Origin of the sequence: Enterobacter cloacae complex sp. P43RS (genome assembly GCF_014930585.1) — a bacterium.
Taxonomy (GTDB): domain Bacteria; phylum Pseudomonadota; class Gammaproteobacteria; order Enterobacterales; family Enterobacteriaceae; genus Enterobacter; species Enterobacter bugandensis.
Map to the genome: position 1 here is coordinate 526,753 of NZ_JADBRJ010000002.1, position 17,242 is coordinate 543,994.

The 17,242-nt window shown below is 56.9% G+C and carries 20 protein-coding genes; 14 read left to right on the forward strand and 6 right to left on the reverse strand.

What is annotated here, in order from left to right:
* Positions 1 to 48: 48 nt before the first annotated feature.
* The 8 genes from kbaZ to IM294_RS06350 all read left to right on the forward strand — a co-directional run bounded on the left by kbaZ (position 49) and on the right by IM294_RS06350 (position 8,174).
* On the forward strand, positions 49 to 1,356 hold the full coding sequence (gene kbaZ / locus IM294_RS06315) for a tagatose-bisphosphate aldolase subunit KbaZ (RefSeq protein WP_126817024.1): 1,308 nt from the start codon (positions 49 to 51) through the stop codon (positions 1,354 to 1,356).
* Between the two features lie 19 nt (positions 1,357 to 1,375).
* Positions 1,376 to 1,849, forward strand: a complete 474-nt coding sequence (agaV, locus tag IM294_RS06320) for a PTS N-acetylgalactosamine transporter subunit IIB (protein WP_126817022.1) — start codon at positions 1,376 to 1,378, stop codon at positions 1,847 to 1,849.
* Positions 1,850 to 1,859: 10 nt separating this feature from the next.
* A complete protein-coding gene (gene agaW / locus IM294_RS06325; protein ID WP_028014525.1) occupies positions 1,860 to 2,639 on the forward strand; it encodes a PTS N-acetylgalactosamine transporter subunit IIC in 780 nt (259 codons plus the stop codon).
* Positions 2,629 to 3,507, forward strand: coding sequence for a PTS N-acetylgalactosamine transporter subunit IID (gene agaE, locus IM294_RS06330; protein WP_047367066.1), 879 nt, complete (start codon positions 2,629 to 2,631; stop codon positions 3,505 to 3,507). Before agaW ends, agaE begins: the two co-directional genes overlap by 11 nt.
* Positions 3,508 to 3,523: 16 nt before the next feature.
* Complete coding sequence (gene agaF, locus IM294_RS06335; RefSeq protein ID WP_126817020.1) at positions 3,524 to 3,958, forward strand: PTS galactosamine/N-acetylgalactosamine transporter subunit IIA; 435 nt, start codon at positions 3,524 to 3,526, stop codon at positions 3,956 to 3,958.
* Between the two features lie 276 nt (positions 3,959 to 4,234).
* Positions 4,235 to 5,380 carry an SIS domain-containing protein gene (locus IM294_RS06340; protein WP_193360312.1) on the forward strand — a complete coding sequence of 382 codons (1,146 nt, stop codon included), beginning with the start codon at positions 4,235 to 4,237 and terminating at the stop codon, positions 5,378 to 5,380.
* 12 nt (positions 5,381 to 5,392) lie between these two features.
* Positions 5,393 to 6,265: a tagatose-bisphosphate aldolase subunit KbaY gene (gene kbaY, locus IM294_RS06345; RefSeq protein WP_126817017.1), complete on the forward strand. Its 873-nt coding sequence runs from the start codon at positions 5,393 to 5,395 to the stop codon at positions 6,263 to 6,265.
* Between the two features lie 19 nt (positions 6,266 to 6,284).
* The gene (locus tag IM294_RS06350; RefSeq protein WP_126817016.1) at positions 6,285 to 8,174 is read left to right on the forward strand and encodes an enterotoxin; all 1,890 of its coding nucleotides are present in this window, start codon (positions 6,285 to 6,287) and stop codon (positions 8,172 to 8,174) included.
* 64 nt (positions 8,175 to 8,238) lie between these two features.
* Here IM294_RS06350 and rsmI read toward each other — a convergent pair whose 3' ends face one another.
* Complete coding sequence (gene rsmI / locus IM294_RS06355) at positions 8,239 to 9,102, reverse strand: 16S rRNA (cytidine(1402)-2'-O)-methyltransferase (RefSeq protein ID WP_047364705.1); 864 nt, start codon at positions 9,100 to 9,102, stop codon at positions 8,239 to 8,241.
* A 62-nt stretch (positions 9,103 to 9,164) separates the two neighbouring features.
* Here rsmI and IM294_RS06360 point away from each other — a divergent pair, with 62 nt between their 5' ends.
* From IM294_RS06360 to dolP, 4 genes are read left to right on the forward strand one after another with little or no spacing between them, the layout of a single operon-like run.
* Positions 9,165 to 11,312 carry a penicillin-binding protein activator gene (locus IM294_RS06360; protein WP_126817014.1) on the forward strand — a complete coding sequence of 716 codons (2,148 nt, stop codon included), beginning with the start codon at positions 9,165 to 9,167 and terminating at the stop codon, positions 11,310 to 11,312.
* Positions 11,270 to 11,665: a YraN family protein gene (locus IM294_RS06365; protein ID WP_028014533.1), complete on the forward strand. Its 396-nt coding sequence runs from the start codon at positions 11,270 to 11,272 to the stop codon at positions 11,663 to 11,665. The genes IM294_RS06360 and IM294_RS06365 overlap by 43 nt, the downstream gene beginning before the upstream one ends.
* A gap of 21 nt (positions 11,666 to 11,686) precedes the next feature.
* On the forward strand, positions 11,687 to 12,277 hold the full coding sequence (diaA, locus tag IM294_RS06370) for a DnaA initiator-associating protein DiaA (RefSeq protein ID WP_003861754.1): 591 nt from the start codon (positions 11,687 to 11,689) through the stop codon (positions 12,275 to 12,277).
* Positions 12,278 to 12,286: 9 nt separating this feature from the next.
* A complete protein-coding gene (gene dolP / locus IM294_RS06375; RefSeq protein ID WP_028014534.1) occupies positions 12,287 to 12,862 on the forward strand; it encodes a division/outer membrane stress-associated lipid-binding lipoprotein in 576 nt (191 codons plus the stop codon).
* Positions 12,863 to 12,911: 49 nt separating this feature from the next.
* Here dolP and IM294_RS06380 read toward each other — a convergent pair whose 3' ends face one another.
* Both IM294_RS06380 and IM294_RS06385 read right to left on the reverse strand, forming a co-directional pair.
* Entirely contained in the window at positions 12,912 to 13,949 is a 1,038-nt protein-coding gene (locus IM294_RS06380; protein ID WP_028014535.1) for a permease, read from the reverse strand.
* Between the two features lie 40 nt (positions 13,950 to 13,989).
* Positions 13,990 to 14,634 (reverse strand): NAD(P)H-binding protein, encoded by a 645-nt coding sequence (locus IM294_RS06385; RefSeq protein ID WP_032644919.1) that lies wholly within the window; start codon positions 14,632 to 14,634, stop codon positions 13,990 to 13,992.
* A 128-nt stretch (positions 14,635 to 14,762) separates the two neighbouring features.
* On the opposite strand from IM294_RS06385, the gene IM294_RS06390 reads away from it, so the two are divergent.
* Positions 14,763 to 15,281, forward strand: a complete 519-nt coding sequence (locus tag IM294_RS06390) for a type 1 glutamine amidotransferase domain-containing protein (protein WP_028014537.1) — start codon at positions 14,763 to 14,765, stop codon at positions 15,279 to 15,281.
* On the opposite strand, the gene IM294_RS06395 is transcribed toward IM294_RS06390, so the two are convergent.
* Positions 15,261 to 15,695, reverse strand: a complete 435-nt coding sequence (locus IM294_RS06395; protein ID WP_063155276.1) for a YhbP family protein — start codon at positions 15,693 to 15,695, stop codon at positions 15,261 to 15,263. The two genes, IM294_RS06390 and IM294_RS06395, sit on opposite strands and share 21 nt — an antisense overlap.
* Positions 15,696 to 15,709: 14 nt before the next feature.
* Here IM294_RS06395 and IM294_RS06400 point away from each other — a divergent pair, with 14 nt between their 5' ends.
* A complete protein-coding gene (locus tag IM294_RS06400; protein WP_045260079.1) occupies positions 15,710 to 16,039 on the forward strand; it encodes a GIY-YIG nuclease family protein in 330 nt (109 codons plus the stop codon).
* Here the strand turns inward: IM294_RS06400 and IM294_RS06405 are convergent.
* Positions 16,026 to 16,529, reverse strand: a complete 504-nt coding sequence (locus IM294_RS06405) for a GNAT family N-acetyltransferase (protein ID WP_028014540.1) — start codon at positions 16,527 to 16,529, stop codon at positions 16,026 to 16,028. The two genes, IM294_RS06400 and IM294_RS06405, sit on opposite strands and share 14 nt — an antisense overlap.
* On the reverse strand, positions 16,523 to 17,047 hold the full coding sequence (locus IM294_RS06410; protein WP_028014541.1) for an SCP2 domain-containing protein: 525 nt from the start codon (positions 17,045 to 17,047) through the stop codon (positions 16,523 to 16,525). Before IM294_RS06410 ends, IM294_RS06405 begins: the two co-directional genes overlap by 7 nt.
* Between the last annotated feature and the right edge of the window lie 195 nt (positions 17,048 to 17,242).

Genomic DNA, 17,242 nt, shown 5'->3' on the forward strand with positions numbered 1-17,242 from the left:
CAGGATTAAATGAAACAAAACGAAAGATAAAAATCATTACCATCCGAAATGGAGAGGAAAGTGAAACATCTGACAGAAATGGTGGAACAACATAAACGGGGGAATGCAAACGGGATTTATGCCGTCTGTTCCGCACATCCACTGGTACTTGAAGCTGCCATTCGTTACGCCCATTCACGACAAACGCCACTGCTGATTGAAGCCACCTCAAACCAGGTGGATCAGTTTGGTGGCTATACCGGCATGACGCCCGCTGATTTTCACGGGTTTGTCTGTAAGATGACGCAATCGCTTGGTTTCCCAACTTCGCAGCTGATCCTTGGCGGCGATCATTTAGGGCCCAACCGCTGGCAAAACCTGCCGGCTTTGCAGGCAATGGCGAACGCCGACGATCTGATCAGGCACTACGTGGCAGCCGGGTTTAAAAAAATTCACCTCGATTGCAGCATGTCCTGTGAAGACGATCCGGTTCCTTTAACCGATGCGATCGTTGCCGGGCGCGCCGCGCGTCTGGCAAAAATTGCCGAAACAACCTGTCTCGAGCAATTTGGTGTAGCCGATCTGGTCTACGTTATCGGCACGGAAGTTCCGGTTCCCGGCGGCGCGCACGAAACGCTGACCGAGCTTGAGGTCACGACGCCAGAGGCGGCGCGCGCCACGCTTGAGGCACACCGCCACGCATTCGAGAAGGAAGGGTTAAGCGACATCTGGCCGCGCATTATTGGCCTGGTGGTTCAGCCCGGCGTTGAGTTCGACCATGCGCACGTTTGTGACTATCAGCCACATAAAGCCGTCGCCCTGAGCAAAATGGTTGAAGCCTACGACACGCTGGTATTTGAAGCACACTCTACCGATTACCAGACGCAACAGGCGCTGCGCCAGCTGGTGAACGATCACTTCGCTATTTTAAAAGTCGGCCCTGCCCTGACCTTTGCCCTGCGTGAAGCGCTGTTCTCACTGGCCGCCATTGAAGAAGAACTGCTCCCGGCGAAAGCCAGCTCGGGCCTGCGTCACGTTCTGGAAAACGTAATGCTCGATCGCCCGGAATACTGGCAAAGCCACTATCACGGTGACGGCAACGCCCGACGCCTGGCCCGCGGCTACAGCTACTCCGACCGCGTGCGCTATTACTGGCCGGACAGCCAGATTGACGATGCCTTTGAACGACTGGTGCGCAATCTGGCAGACGAACCCATTCCGCTGCCGCTTATCAGCCAGTATTTGCCGTTGCAGTACAGCAAAGTTCGCGAGGGCGCTCTCAAGTCAACGCCGCGGGAACTCATCATTGACCACATTCAGGACATACTCCAGCAGTACCATGCCGCCTGCGAAGGCGTAACGACTCCACACGCATAATTAAAAAGAGGAAAACGCTATGCCAAACATTGTCTTATGCCGCATTGATGAACGCCTGATCCACGGACAGGTGGGCGTGCAGTGGGTGGGGTTTGCGGGGGCAAACCTGGTGCTGGTGGCAAATGACGAGGTTGCAGACGATCCGGTTCAACAAAACCTGATGGAAATGGTGCTCGCGGAAGGCATCGCCGTGCGTTTCTGGTCGCTGCAAAAAGTGATCGACAACATTCACCGCGCCGCAGACCGCCAGAAAATTCTGCTGGTCTGCAAATCACCCGCCGATCTTCTGAAGCTGGTTGAAGGCGGCGTCCCCATCACCCGTATCAATGTCGGAAACATGCACTACGCCAGTGGCAAACAGCAAATTGCCAAAACGGTCTCTGTCGACGCGAACGATATCGCTGCGTTCAACGGCCTGAAAGCAGCCGGGGTGGAATGCTTTGTTCAGGGCGTCCCAACAGAGACCGCTTTGGATCTCTTTAAACTGCTTTGAGGGATTCACAATGGAAATCAGTCTGTTGCAGGCATTCGCGCTGGGGCTTCTTGCCTTTATCGCGGGCCTGGATATGTTTAACGGCTTAACACACATGCACCGCCCGGTGGTGCTTGGTCCTCTGGTCGGCCTGATACTGGGCGATCTGCATACCGGGATCCTGACCGGCGGTACCTTAGAGCTGGTCTGGATGGGTCTGGCGCCGCTGGCGGGCGCGCAGCCGCCAAACGTGATTATCGGCACCATCGTCGGCACCACGTTTGCCATCACCACGGGCGTGAAGCCGGATGTCGCCGTTGGGGTCGCGGTGCCGTTTGCCGTGGCGGTGCAGATGGGGATCACCTTCCTCTTCTCGGTCATGTCCGGCGTGATGTCCCGCTGCGATCGCATGGCAGCCAACGCGGACACCGACGGCATAGAGCGAGTCAACTATCTGGCGCTGCTGGCGCTCGGCATTTTTTATTTCCTGTGCGCGTTTCTGCCTATCTACTTTGGCGCTGAACACGCGAAAACCGCCATTGCTATCCTGCCGGAGCGTCTGATTGACGGTCTCGGCGTCGCGGGCGGCATCATGCCAGCGATCGGCTTCGCCGTGCTGCTGAAGATCATGATGAAAAACGTTTACATCCCTTATTTCATTATCGGTTTTGTCGCCGCGGCCTGGCTGAAGCTTCCGGTACTGGCGATTGCCGCAGCGGCGCTGGCGATGGCGCTGATCGACCTGCTGCGTAAATCGCCTGAACCGACGGCGCCCGCGGCCCAGAAAGAGGAATTTGAAGATGGCATCTAATCAAACCACCCTGCCGGGCGCGTCTGTCAGTGAAGAGACGCTGCTGAGCGGCGTGAATGAGAACGTCTATGAAGACCAGACCATTGGCGCGGAGCTGACCAAAAAAGACATTAACCGCGTGGCCTGGCGCTCCATGCTGCTGCAGGCCTCGTTCAACTATGAGCGTATGCAGGCCTCCGGCTGGCTGTACGGGCTGCTGCCCGCGCTGAAAAAGATCCACACCAATAAGCGGGACCTGGCGCGGGCGATGAAAGGTCATATGGGCTTCTTTAACACCCATCCGTTTCTGGTGACCTTCGTTATCGGCATTATTCTGGCAATGGAGCGTTCCAAGCAGGATGTAAACAGCATTCAGAGCACCAAAATTGCGGTCGGAGCCCCGCTCGGAGGCATTGGTGACGCCATGTTCTGGCTGACCCTGTTACCCATCTGCGGCGGTATTGGTGCCAGCCTGGCGCTGCAAGGCTCCATTCTTGGCGCGGTAGTTTTTATCGTGCTGTTCAACGTGGTGCATCTCGGCCTGCGCTTTGGCCTGGCGCACTACGCATACCGAATGGGCGTTGCCGCCATTCCGCTGATCAAAGCCAACACCAAAAAGGTGGGCCACGCGGCCTCTATTGTCGGGATGACGGTGATCGGCGCGCTGGTGGCGACCTACGTCCGACTCAATACGACGCTTGAAATCAAGGCGGGTGATGCGGTCGTTAAACTGCAAACCGACGTGATCGACAAGCTGATGCCCGCGTTCCTGCCGCTGGTCTACACCCTGACCATGTTCTGGCTGGTGCGCCGCGGCTGGAGCCCGCTGCGGCTGATCGGTATCACCGTGGTGCTGGGCGTTGTCGGTAAATTCTGTCACTTCCTGTAAAAGCAAAGAGGTTGCGATGTTAGGCATAATTTTGACGGGTCACGGCGGCTTTGCCAGCGGGCTTGAACAGGCGATGAGGCAGATCCTTGGCGAGCAGCCGCAGTTTATCGCCATCGATTTTCCGGAAAACTCCACCACTGCCAGGCTGACCGCTCAGCTTGAGCAGGCGGTGAATGAGCTGGACCCAGAGCAGGATATTATTTTCCTCACCGACCTTCTCGGCGGCACGCCGTTTCGCGTGGCCTCGACGCTCGCGATGCAAAGACCGGGTAGCGAAGTGATTACCGGCACCAACCTGCAGCTTTTGCTGGAAATGGTGCTGGAACGTGACGGATTAAGTAGCGAAGCGTTTCGTCTGCAGGCGCTGGAGTGCGGCCACCGCGGCCTGACCAGCCTGGTGGATGAGCTTGGTCGCTGTCGCGAGGAAGCCCCCGTAGAGGAAGGAATATGATCCGGTTACTTTCACAGCGTTCACCTTCGTAGTTTACATTGCGTGTCACGGCGGCCTTACGGCATCAAATCGTAAGGCCGTTCTTTTCCTTTCCTTGGTTTTACCCTTTCCTTTCACGATCACACTTTTCGTTTTATTCCTTTTCCATTATTGAACTTTCGATTTCTTTCCTATAGATTTTGTTTAACTGCTAATGTGAATAAGTGAAACGAAACGAAAGATAGCGACACGTTTGCCAGCGTCTGATGTGGAATTCACACGACTAAGGACTGAGTTATGCAACAAACCACCGCCGCCACAACCGGCACCTGGACCGAAAAAGAGATCCGCCAGCAGCCTGCCTGCTGGATCCGCTCACTCAACAACATCGATAATCTGCGCACCTCGATTGACGGTTTCCTGACGCCGCTGCTGCGTAAGCGAGACCTGCAGATCGTCCTCACCGGCGCGGGCACCTCCGCGTTTATTGGCGAGATAATTGCCCCCTGGCTTGCGAGCCACACCGGTAAAAACGTCTCCGCCATACCGACAACCGATCTGGTCACCAACCCGATGGATTACTTCAGCCCGGCACACCCTCTGCTGCTGGTCTCTTTTGCCCGCTCCGGCAACAGTCCAGAGAGCGTCGCCGCCGTTGAGCTGGCGAACCGGTTCGTGCCCGAGTGCTACCACCTGTCGATCACCTGCAACGAGGCGGGAAGCCTGTACCAGAACGCCGTCGAGAGCGATAACGCCTTTGCCCTGCTGATGCCAGCCGAAACGCACGATCGCGGGTTCGCGATGACCAGCAGCATTACCACCATGATGGCGAGCTGTCTGGCCGTATTCGCACCAGAGACGATCGGCAGCCAAAGCTTCCGTGACGTAGCCGATCGCTGCCAGGCGATCCTCACCTCGCTCGGGGATTTCAGCCAGGGCGTCTTTGGCAACGAACCGTGGAAACGCGTTGTGTATCTGGGAAGCGGCGGTCTGCAGGGCGCGGCGCGCGAGTCTGCGCTGAAGGTGCTGGAGCTGACCGCGGGCAAGCTGGCGGCGTTCTACGATTCACCAACGGGCTTTCGTCATGGGCCTAAGTCACTGGTGGATAACGAAACGCTGGTGGTGGTGTTTATCTCAAGCCATCCGTATACACGTCAGTACGATCTGGATCTGCTGGCCGAACTGCGCCGCGATCGTCAGGCCATGCGCGTGGTCGCCATCGCCGCCGAAAACGATCCAGCCATTGAAGCGGGGCCGCATATCCTGCTGCCGCCTTCCCGTCCGTTTAGCGATATAGAACAGGCGTTCTGCTTCCTGATCTATGCCCAGGTCTTTGCGCTAACCCAGTCTCTGCATGTTGGCAACACGCCGGACACACCATCCGCCAGCGGAACGGTCAACCGTGTGGTACAGGGCGTGGTTATTCATCCGTGGCAGGCTTAAGAGGATCGTATTATGAGTATTATTTCGACCAAATATCTTCTGCAGGACGCGCAGACAAAGGGCTATGCCGTTCCGGCCTTTAACATCCATAACGCCGAGACGATCCAGGCGATCCTCGAAGTGTGCAGCGAAATGCGATCGCCGGTGATCCTCGCCGGGACGCCGGGTACTTTTAAACACATTGCGCTGGAGGAGATCTACGCTCTGTGCAGCGCGTACTCCCTCAGCTACGACATGCCGCTGGCGCTGCATCTCGATCATCACGAATCGCTGGATGACATTCGTCGCAAGGTACATGCCGGCGTACGCAGCGCAATGATCGACGGTAGCCACTATCCCTTTGAAGAAAACGTGAAGCTGGTGAAATCGGTGGTCGATTTTTGCCACCTCAACGACTGTAGCGTTGAGGCGGAACTGGGCCGTCTGGGGGGTGTTGAAGATGACATGAGCGTCGACGCCGAAAGCGCATTCCTGACCGACCCGCAGGAGGCGAAACGCTTCGTTGAGCTGACCGGCGTGGACAGCCTCGCCGTCGCCATCGGCACCGCGCACGGCCTCTATACCAAACGCCCCAAAATTGACTTCCAGCGCCTGGCTGAGATCCGCGAGGTGGTAGCGGTTCCGCTGGTGCTGCACGGTGCGAGCGATGTTCCGGATAATGATGTGCGCCGCACTATTGAACTGGGCGTGTGCAAAGTTAATGTCGCAACCGAGTTGAAAATCGCCTTCTCTGATGCGGTCAAAGCCTGGTTTGCCGAGAACCCGCAGGGCAACGATCCGCGCTTCTACATGCGCGTCGGGATGGACGCCATGAAAGAGGTGGTCCGAAGCAAGATCGCCGTTTGCGGTTCGGCTAACCGTCTGCGTCTTCCGGCAGAAGCATAACAAAGAGGATCTTACTTTAATGAAAAAAGTGCTCACCCTCTCAATGCTTGCCCTGTGCGTTTCCCATGGCGCGATGGCTGCGAACTACACGCTCACTAACGACAAGATTGCCCTGTCCTTTGATGACGCCAATTCAACGGTGGTGGTAACTGACAAAAAAGCCGACCACCCCATCACCCCGCAGGAATTGTTCTTTCTGACGCTGCCGGACGAAACCAAAATCCACACCGCTGATTTCAAAATCAAGCACGTCGAAAAGCAGGACAGCGCCATTGTCATCGACTTTTCGCGTCCGGATTTTAACGTGACGGTAAAGCTCAACCTGGTGAAAGATAAATACGCCAGCATCTATTACACCCTCGCGGCGGTAGGCCAGCCGCGTGACGTGGCAAAAATCACCTTCTTCCCGACGAAAAAACAGACGCAGGCACCTTACGTTGACGGGGCGATCAACAGCTCGCCGATTGTCGCGGACTCGTTCTTTATTCTCCCGGACAAGCCCATCGTTAACACCTACGCCTATGAAGCGACGACCAACCTCAACGTAGAGTTAAAAACGCCGATTCAGCCCGCAACGCCGGTCAGCTATACCACGTATTTCGGCACTTTCCCGGAAACCAGCCAGCTGCGCCGCAGCGTAAACCAGTTTATTAATGCCGTGCGCCCGCGTCCGTATAAGCCTTACCTGCACTACAACAGCTGGATGGATATTGGCTTCTTTACCCCCTATTCCGAACAGGACGTGCTGGGGCGGATGGATGAATGGAATAAGGAATTTATCGCCGGACGTGGCGTGGCGCTGGACGCCTTCCTGCTGGACGATGGCTGGGACGACCTGACTGGGCGCTGGCTGTTTGGCCCGGCATTCGGCAACGGTTTTGGCAAGGTACGGGAAAAAGCCGACAGCCTGCACAGCTCGGTCGGACTATGGCTCTCACCGTGGGGAGGGTATAACAAACCGCGTGACGTTCGCGTCTCGCATGCAAAAGAGTATGGGTTCGAAACCGTCGACGGGAAGCTGGCCCTGTCAGGGCCTAACTACTTTAAAAACTTCAATGAGCAGATCGTTAAGCTTATCAAAAACGAGCACATTACCTCATTCAAGCTGGACGGGATGGGTAATGCCAACGCGCATATCCCGGGTAGCCCGTTCGCCTCGGATTTTGACGCCTCCATCGCTCTGCTGCATCACATGCGCAGCGCCAACCCGAATCTGTTTATCAACCTGACGACCGGCACCAACGCCAGTCCGTCCTGGCTGTTCTATGCGGATTCCATCTGGCGTCAGGGTGATGACATCAACCTGTACGGTCCCGGCACACCGGTGCAGCAGTGGATGACCTACCGCGATGCCGAAACGTACCGCTCCATTGTGCGCAAAGGCCCGCTGTTTCCGCTGAACTCGCTGATGTATCACGGCATCGTCAGCGCTGAGAATGCCTATTACGGGCTGGAGAAGGTGCAAACGGACAGTGATTTTGCCGATCAGGTCTGGAGCTACTTCGCCACCGGCACCCAGTTGCAGGAACTGTATATCACCCCTTCAATGCTGAACAAGGCGAAGTGGGATACGCTGGCGCAGGCCGCAAAATGGTCGCGTGACAATGCCAGCGTGCTGGTGGATACGCACTGGATTGGCGGAGACCCGACGGCGCTGCAGGTTTACGGCTGGGCTTCGTGGAGTAAAGAGAAAGCCATACTCGGCTTGCGTAACCCCTCGGACAAGCCGCAAAGCTACTATCTTGATTTAGCGAAAGAGTTCGAAATACCCACGGGAGACGCGGCGAAGTTTAGTCTCAAAGCGGTGTACGGCAGTAATTCAACCGTACCTGAGGAGTACAAAAACGCGGTGGTGATTACGCTGCAGCCGCTGGAAACGCTGGTATTTGAGGCGATGCCTGGGAAATAGAAGAGTAAATAAATCTGTAGGCCGGGTAAGGCGCTGCCGCCACCCGGCAAAACAGTATCAGAAATTACTCCCCCTGCTGCTCCAGCGCATACTTATACAGCGCATTTTTCTTCACGCCGTGAATCTCTGCTGCTAATGCCGCCGCTTTCTTCAGCGGCAGTTCGGCCTGCAGCAAGGCCAGCGTGCGCAGCGCATCAGCAGGCAGAGCATCCTCTTCCGCCCTATGCCCTTCGACAATCAGCACCATTTCACCTTTGCGGCGGTTTTCGTCTTCCTTCACCCACGCCAGCAGTTCACCGACTGGCGCGCCGTGAATGGTTTCCCAGGTTTTGGTCAGCTCGCGCGCCAGCACCACGTAGCGGGATTCGCCCCAGACGGTGACCATATCTTCCAGGCTTTCCAGCAGGCGGTGAGTGGATTCGTAGAAGATCAGGGTACGCGGCTCGGCTTCCAGTTCCTTTAATACATCGCGACGGCCTTTGGATTTGGCAGGGAGGAAGCCTTCATAGCAGAAACGGTCAGACGGCAAACCTGCGGCGCTCAATGCAGCAATCGCGGCGCACGGCCCCGGCAGTGGCACAACGCGAATCCCGGCTTCGCGACAGGTGCGCACCAGATGGTAGCCAGGATCGTTAATCAGCGGCGTCCCGGCGTCAGAGACCAGCGCGATGTTCTGCCCCTCTTTGAGCTTCGCCACCAGCGTTTCGGCTTTTTGTTGCTCATTGTGATCGTGCAGGGCAAACAAACGGGCGTTAATCGCGAAATGTTGCAGCAGTAAACCGGTGTGGCGGGTGTCTTCAGCGGCAATTAAATCAACAGCTTGCAATACGTTCAGCGCACGTTGGGTAATATCAGACAAATTCCCGATAGGAGTAGGTACAATATAAAGCTGGCCTTGAGAATTATCTGCCGTTTCGTGTTGTTTCATTGTTTCGTCCGTATTGCCGATTTAATATTGAGCATTGCGTAAAAAAAATCACTGGATACAGTATGGTACCGTTAACGTTTCTTCGAAAAAAAGCCACGCGCAGCGTGCCGCTGCTGCTCGCAGCCCTGATTTTTGCAGGCTGTGGCACCCAGGCACCTGACCAGAGCACCGCCCATCTTCAGGGCTCCGCTCAGGCTGATTCTGGCTTTTATCTGCAACAAATGTCGCAGAGTACAAATGATACCAGGATCAACTGGCAATTACTCGCCATTCGTGCACTGCTGAAAGAGGGCAAAACCCAGCAGGCTGCCGAGCTGTTCGGCCAACTGCCGAAAGAGCTTAACGATACTCAGCAACTTGAGCAGAGCCTGCTCTCTGCCGAGCTGAAGGTCGCGCAGAAAGATTTTGATGGCGCGAAAAAGATCCTGGGGAGCATCGACCTGAGCGCGCTGGATAAAAACCAGCAGGCGCGCTTCTGGCAGGCGGGCATTACCGCTGAGCAGGGGCGCCCTTCCCTGACGCTCCTGCGTGCCTTGATTGCCCAGGAGCCGCTGCTCGCCGGTGCCGACAAGCAGAAAAACATTGATGCCACCTGGCAGGCGCTTGCCTCAATGACCCAGGATCAGGCAAAGGCGCTGGTCATTAACGCGGACGAAAACGTGCTTCAGGGCTGGCTTGATCTGCAGCAGATGTGGTTTAACAACCGCAGCGATCCAAAAATGCTGAAAGCCGGTATTACCGACTGGCAGACCCGTTACCCGCAGAACCCGGGCGCAAAAATGCTGCCAACCCAGCTGGTGAATGTGCAGAACTTTAAGCCTGCGTCGACAAGCAAAATTGCGCTGCTTCTGCCGCTAAATGGCCAGGCGGCAGTGTTTGGCCGTACGATTCAACAGGGCTTTGAAGCAGCGAAAAACGGCACCACGCCGGTAACGGGCAGTGCGGTTCCGGTGCAGGCAGCGCAGGCGGCCAACGTGAACGACGTTGTCAGCCCCTCAGCCGCCGAGACCAGTGACCTGACCACCGCACAAACCCCGCCGCAGGGTACAATGCAAAACCCGGTTACCGCACCGACTACCCCTCCAGCGACTGCCGCACCGGCAGCGCAGGCTCCGGCTGAGGCACAAGCGACGCCTGCACCAGAGGCAACGGCAGAACAGCCTCAACAGCAGCCAGCACAACCAGCATCACAACCTGCCGCTCAGCCGCAGGCCGTGGCGACCGCCAGCGCGAATCCTGGCGCTGAGCTGAAAATCTACGACACCAGTTCGAAGCCGCTTGACCAGGTGCTGGCACAGGTTCAGCAGGACGGGGCAAGCATCGTTGTCGGCCCGCTGCTGAAAAACAACGTGGAAGAGCTGATGAAGAGCAATACCACGCTGAACGTACTGGCGCTCAACCAGCCGGAACAGGTTCAGAACCGGGCCAATATTTGCTACTTCGCACTCTCTCCGGAAGATGAAGCCCGCGATGCGGCACGTCATATCCACGAGCAGGGTAAACAGGCCCCGCTGCTGCTGATCCCGCGCAGTACTCTGGGCGATCGCGTGGCTAATGCTTTTGCCGACGAGTGGCAGAAGCTGGGCGGCGGCATCGTGCTGCAGCAGAAATTCGGTTCCGTCTCTGAACTGCGTGCGGGCGTTAACGGTGGAGCGGGTATCGCGCTTAACGGCAGTCCGGTTTCCGCCAGCCTGCCGCAGCAGCAGAGCGTGACCATTGGCGGCCTGACCATCCCTGCCCCGCCAACCGACGCGCAGATAAGCGGTGGTGGTAAAGTGGATGCGGCCTATATCGTTGCCACGCCGCAGGAGATCGCCTTTATCAAGCCGATGATCGCGATGCGTAACGGCAGCCAGAGCGGCGCAACGCTCTACGCCAGCTCCCGCAGCGCACAGGGCACCGCAGGCCCGGATTTCCGTCTGGAAATGGACGGCCTGCAGTACAGCGAAATCCCGATGCTGGCGGGCAGCAACCCGGCGCTGATGCAGCAGGCGCTAAGCTCCGTACGTAACGACTACTCTCTGGCGCGTCTGTATGCGATGGGTGTTGATGCGTGGGCGCTGGCAAACCACTTTACCCAGATGCGTCAGGTACCGGGCTTTGAGCTTAACGGCAACACCGGCGATCTGACCGCCACTCAGGACTGTGTGATTAACAGGAAGTTATCATGGCTCAAATACCAGCAGGGGCAAATCGTCCCGGCCAGTTAAGCCGTAAAGAGACCGGCGATGCGTGGGAGTTAAAAGCGCGTCGCTGGCTCGAAGGCAAAGGACTGCGCTTTATCGCCGCCAACGTCCGCGGGCGCGGCGGCGAAATTGATCTGATCATGAAAGACGGTCAGGTGATTGTGTTTGTAGAAGTCCGCTTTCGACAGTCTTCCCGTTTTGGCGGTGCTGCCGCCAGCGTGACGCTCGCCAAACAACATAAATTATTACAGACTGCCCACTTGTGGCTTGCCCGCCATAATGGGAGCTTTGATACTGTGGATTGCCGTTTCGATGTGATAGCCTTCACCGGAAATGAGATCGAATGGCTTAAAAACGCTTTTGGCGAAGACGCATAATTAAGATTTAAAAGGGATAACGTGCTCGAAAGAATTAAAGTGTGCTTCACAGAAAGCATCCAGACTCAGATTGCCGCGGCGGAAGCCCTTCCGGACGCGATCTCTCGCGCTGCAATGACGCTGGTGCAATCCCTGCTTAACGGCAACAAAATCCTCTGTTGTGGCAACGGAACCTCAGCCGCCAACGCACAGCATTTTGCTGCCAGCATGATTAACCGTTTTGAAACCGAACGCCCGAGTTTACCTGCCATTGCACTTAATACCGATAATGTGGTCTTAACAGCGATTGCTAACGATCGTCTGCATGACGAAATTTACGCAAAGCAGGTGCGCGCCCTGGGGCATGCCGGCGATGTGCTGCTGGCGATCTCCACGCGCGGCAACAGCCGGGACATCGTCAAAGCCGTTGAAGCCGCCGTTACCCGCGACATGACCATCGTCGCCTTAACCGGCTATGACGGCGGTGAGCTGGCGGGTCTGCTCGGGCCGCAGGATGTGGAAATCCGCATTCCGTCTCACCGTAGCGCACGTATCCAGGAGATGCATATGCTCACGGTGAACTGCTTATGCGATTTGATCGATAACACGCTTTTCCCTCACCAGGATGATTAAGGAGTTTTTATGAAGGCTTTATCGACCCTCGCAGTCCTTATGTCTGCATTACTGCTTCAGGGATGTATCGCTGCGGCCGTTGTGGGTACTGCCGCAGTAGGCACCAAAGCGGCGACCGATCCGCGCTCTGTGGGAACGCAGGTGGATGACGGTACGCTGGAGCTGCGGGTCAACAGTGCGCTGTCGAAAGACGAACAAATCAAGAAAGAAGCGCGTATCAACGTGACGGCCTATCAGGGCAAAGTCCTGCTGACGGGTCAGGCACCGAATACCGAACTCTCCAGCCGCGCGAAGCAGATCGCAATGGGCGTTGAGGGCACCACGGAAGTCTTCAATGAAATCCGCCAGGGTCAGCCAATCAGCCTGGGCACCGCGTCGTCTGACACCTGGATCACCACCAAAGTCCGCTCCCAGCTGCTGGGTTCAGACCAGGTGAAATCCTCAAACGTAAAAGTAACGACCGAAAACGGTGAAGTGTTCCTGCTGGGTCTGGTGACCGATCGTGAAGGGAAAGCGGCGGCGGATATCGCCAGCCGGGTGAGCGGCGTGAAGCACGTCACCACCGCGTTTACCTACATTAAGTAATCCACGTCTGACTAAAGGCCCGGTAGGCGCGAGCGCCACCGGGCTTTTTTTACATCAACGCAATACTCCCCACCATCACTCCGCTCAACGCCACCAGCCCCGCCGTCAGCCACAGCGCTTTCGCCGGGAAAGACTTACGCAGCATGATGAGCGACGGCAGGCTGATTGCCGGCAAGGTGATAAGCAGCGCCAGCGCCGGTGCGGTACCCATACCGGCCAGCATCATGGTCTGGACAATCGGAATTTCTGCCGCCGTGGGGATCACAAACAGGCAGCCTGCAACGGCCATCGCAATCACCCACATCAGCGTGTTGTCGATCGCGCCATCCGCATGCGGGAAGAGCCAGACGCGCGCCGCGCCCAGAACCAGTACCGCCAGGATATAGACCGGAATGGTGCTCCAGAAAAGCTGCCACAGCGCCTTACCCCAGCGAGTGAAGAAACCGCCCTGCGGTTCGCTGACGTCCAGTTCAACGGCTGCGGGTTCGACGGCAGTATCCTTCACCAGTTTTTGTACCAGCGTCGCCACCACCAGCACCGTCAGCAGCCCGGCAACCAGACGGATAGCGGCAAAATGCCAGCCGAGCACAAAGCCCATAAACACCAGCGTCGCCGGGTTGAGCAGCGGGTTCCCCATCCAGAATGCCAGCGCACCGCCCATGGATACGCGCTGGCGGCGCATACCCGCCGCTACCGGTGCGGCACAGCAGGAGCACATCATGCCCGGCAGAGAAAAAATCGTCCCCAGCAGCGTGCCCTGAAAGCGCGGCTGCCCGAGTGTTTTCACCAGCCAGTTTCGCGGAATAAGTACCTGAATCAGCGATCCCAGAATTACCCCTAAGACAGCAGCTTTCCACACCGCCAGGAAGTAGACCATGGCGTAATCCCATGCCGCCTTCAGCGGGCTGGCATCAGCCTGAGCGAGTATAGATTTACCGATGCTGTGCGTTTCGGCGGCGGTGAAGGCTTTGCCGTAGTACGGCTGCCATTTCACATACCAGAGGCCAATGATGACCACGAGAAAGAAGAGTGCGGGCTTCCACCATTGGACAGGTGTTGCCGCCTGAGATGAAGACTGACCAGTCATACCATTCCCCGGAGAGTGTTATTTAATAAGCCGGAGAAGTTTACGCCTCGCCCTGCGCGATTTCACGCAGTTTTGCCGAAGGGATGATATTGACGCCCTCCTGCGACGGTGCCAGCGCCTCTTTCAGCATCGCCTGCGCGACGTCCCGCGCCTCGATGGACTTCCAGTTACCCGGCAGGATACGAAACAGCGGGGCGAAGAAGGATTCGTTAAAACGCCGTTCGTCGCGGTGGCCCATCAGCATGGAAGGCCGCACGATTGTCAGGCGCTCCCACTTCTGCGCAATCAGCGCCTCTTCCATTTTGCCCTTCACCTGATTGTAAAAAAACGGTGAGCCGGTGCTGGCGCCGTGCGAGCTCACCACCAGGAAATGTTTTGCCCCCAGCTTTTTCGCCGTCAGGGCGGTATCCACCACCAGCGTGTAGTCCGCATGGACGAACGCTTCTTTACTGCCCGCCTCACGCCGCGTCGTGCCCAGGCAGCAAAAGGCGATATCTATAGGATCCTGCACCTGCGCCAGCGCGTCGGTGAGCTGGGGATCGTGCGGGTTATAGACGCCGGTGATATCCAACAGCGGGCGGCGCGTCGGGGCGGCAATATAGTTGATATGCCGGTCCTGGATCAGCAGCCGCAGCAGATGTCCCCCCACCAGCCCGGTTGCGCCGGTAATCAGTACCTGACTCATCTTATCCCCTTTACAGAATTGTCCGTTTGCGATCTGGACCTGCTCTACCACACTTAAAAGTCTGTTACCGGTAAGTATTTACCACAAACGGGAAAAAAACAGTCTGAAGCGAAAACAACGGAGGAAGCATGGGTAAAAAAATCGCAGTCTTGATTACCGACGAGTTTGAAGATTCAGAATTTACGTCGCCAGCTGAGGCATTCCGCAAGGCAGGCCACGAGGTCATCACCATTGAGAAAGAAGCGGGTAAAACCGTGAAGGGCCACAAGGGCGAAGCCAGCGTGACCATCGATGAGTCCATCGATAACGTCAGCCCGTCAGATTTCGACGCCCTGCTGTTACCGGGCGGCCATTCACCGGATTCCCTGCGCGGGGACGAGCGTTTCGTCACCTTTACCCGTGACTTCGTCGGCACCGGCAAGCCGGTCTTTGCCATCTGCCACGGCCCGCAGCTGCTGATCAGCGCTGAAGTGGTCCGCGGGCGTAAGCTTACGGCGGTGAAACCGATCGTTATCGATCTGAAAAACGCAGGCGCCGAGTTTTACGATCAGGAGGTGGTCAACGATAACGACCAGCTGATCACCAGCCGGACCCCGGACGATCTCCCGGCGTTTAACCGCGAAGCGCTACGCCTGCTCGGCGCGTAGCCAGTGAAGCTTCTTGCCAAAGCCCAGGGTGTTGTCGGTAAATTTCAGCTCATCGAGGCGGATTTCCCACACCGGGGCTTTTAGCGCAGCAGCAACCGGGAAGCGGCGCGTGTAGCGTTTACGCTGTGCGTCGCTTTCTTCACCTTCCAGACGACGAATTTCGCCTTTGAACTGCACGCCGCGGATCAGCGCGACGGTTTTCGGCTGGCCGTTGACCGTGCCCGCCACTTTTGCCTGCTGGCCGGTCATCTGGGCATGCCGCGTTTTGTCCTCACTCATGACGTAAAAAGCGACGCGTTCAGGATCGTAGTAGTAAAAGGCGTTGGCGCACCACATTTCGCCCTCGCTATATACGCACCAGGTCACGACGTGCTGCTTTGCCAGCCAGCGGTTAATGGCGGCCAGTGTTTCCATTTTCGTTCTCTCTCATGCTATGGTGCGTTCACCTTAACATACTGAATCTGTTTACCGTGTGCTGGTTTCTCTATCTTGTCCGAACCGCTGATAACGCACTCTACACCGGGATCACCACCGATGTGGCGCGGCGTTTTTTACAACATCAAACGGGGAAAGGGGCAAAAGCGCTGCGGGGGAAAGGCGAACTGCAGCTGGCTTTTTCTGCCGCCGTGGGGGACAGATCGCTGGCACTCAGGCTGGAGTACCGTATTAAGCAGCTAACGAAGCGCCAGAAGGAGCGCCTCGTGACCGGAGACGGCTCCTTTGAGGCGCTACGCGAAAGCCTGATTAAAAGCGATTAAAATGGTCGTGGTAGTCCACCAGACCATTTACGCCGTTCAGGGCATCATCCGCCAGGCGATGCACCTGGAAGGCGGATTCGGTACCCGGCCAGCGGCAGCGAAGATCGTAATGCGCAGCCTGCTCGAAGCCTAAACGGCCATAGAACGCCGGATCGCCCAGCGTGACCACGGCGGCATAACCAAACTCATTCAGCGAGTCCAGCCCTTCATAGACCAGCTGGCGCGCCAGGCCCTGCCCGCGGTAGTTTTCATCTACCGCCAGCGGTGCCATGCCCACCCACTGAAGATCTTCACCCTGAACGATCACCGGGCTGAAGGCAACATAGCCGACAACCTGACCTTCGTCATCGGTGGCAACCAGCCCCAGCGTGATCAGGCCGTCTTCACGGAGATCGTGGACCAGTTGGGCTTCCGCATCGCTCTCAAAAGCGCGGCGTAATAACGCATCGATACCCGGTGCATCAATCCCTATTTCGACTCGAATCAGCATGGCTCACCTACTGAAGTGTGTTTACTGTCCGGCGGGGATTTCAGCCCCGCCTCAACGAAATCTGCCATTTGCATCAACATCACGCGCAGCGCTTTCGGCATCTGCTCTAGCTCAATGGCATCCATTAAATTCTTAACGTACAGGCCAAGCTCCGTGTCGCCCTCAATCACCAGACGGCGCTGGAAGAAGAGTGTGTCCGGGTCCTGCTTACGCGCGGCAATCATCAGCAGGTCGCTGGCGTTGGCGCTAAAGCTCACGTCCGCCTCGGCAGACTCACGAACGATCAGCTGGTCGTTCTCTACTGAGGTAAACCAGCGCAGCCCGATGTCACGCACCTCAATGCTTAACCAGCGCCCTTCCAGAAACTCCAGCTCGCCATCCTGCAGCGCCTGACGGAACTGCCAGCTCAGAACCTGCTCCAGCACCTGGCGTTTAAGCGCGAACGGCGCCAGCCTGACCGGCACGCTCAGCATTGATGGACCGAATTGTACGAGACGTGAACGCAGTTTATCCAGCACGAGCTTTACTCCCTGATAGCTATAGTCCCGCTATTTTGCCACATCCGTTCCAGAACATAGCGGCGTAAATCAACAAACCATCGTCGGACGTACCCCATTATTGGTGCCATCAATACGCCATTAGCTGCCTTAAATCAAAAATTGTCGCGTATGGGTTAATTAAAATCCCAGCTCGTTAACAATTTTGCTATCGAC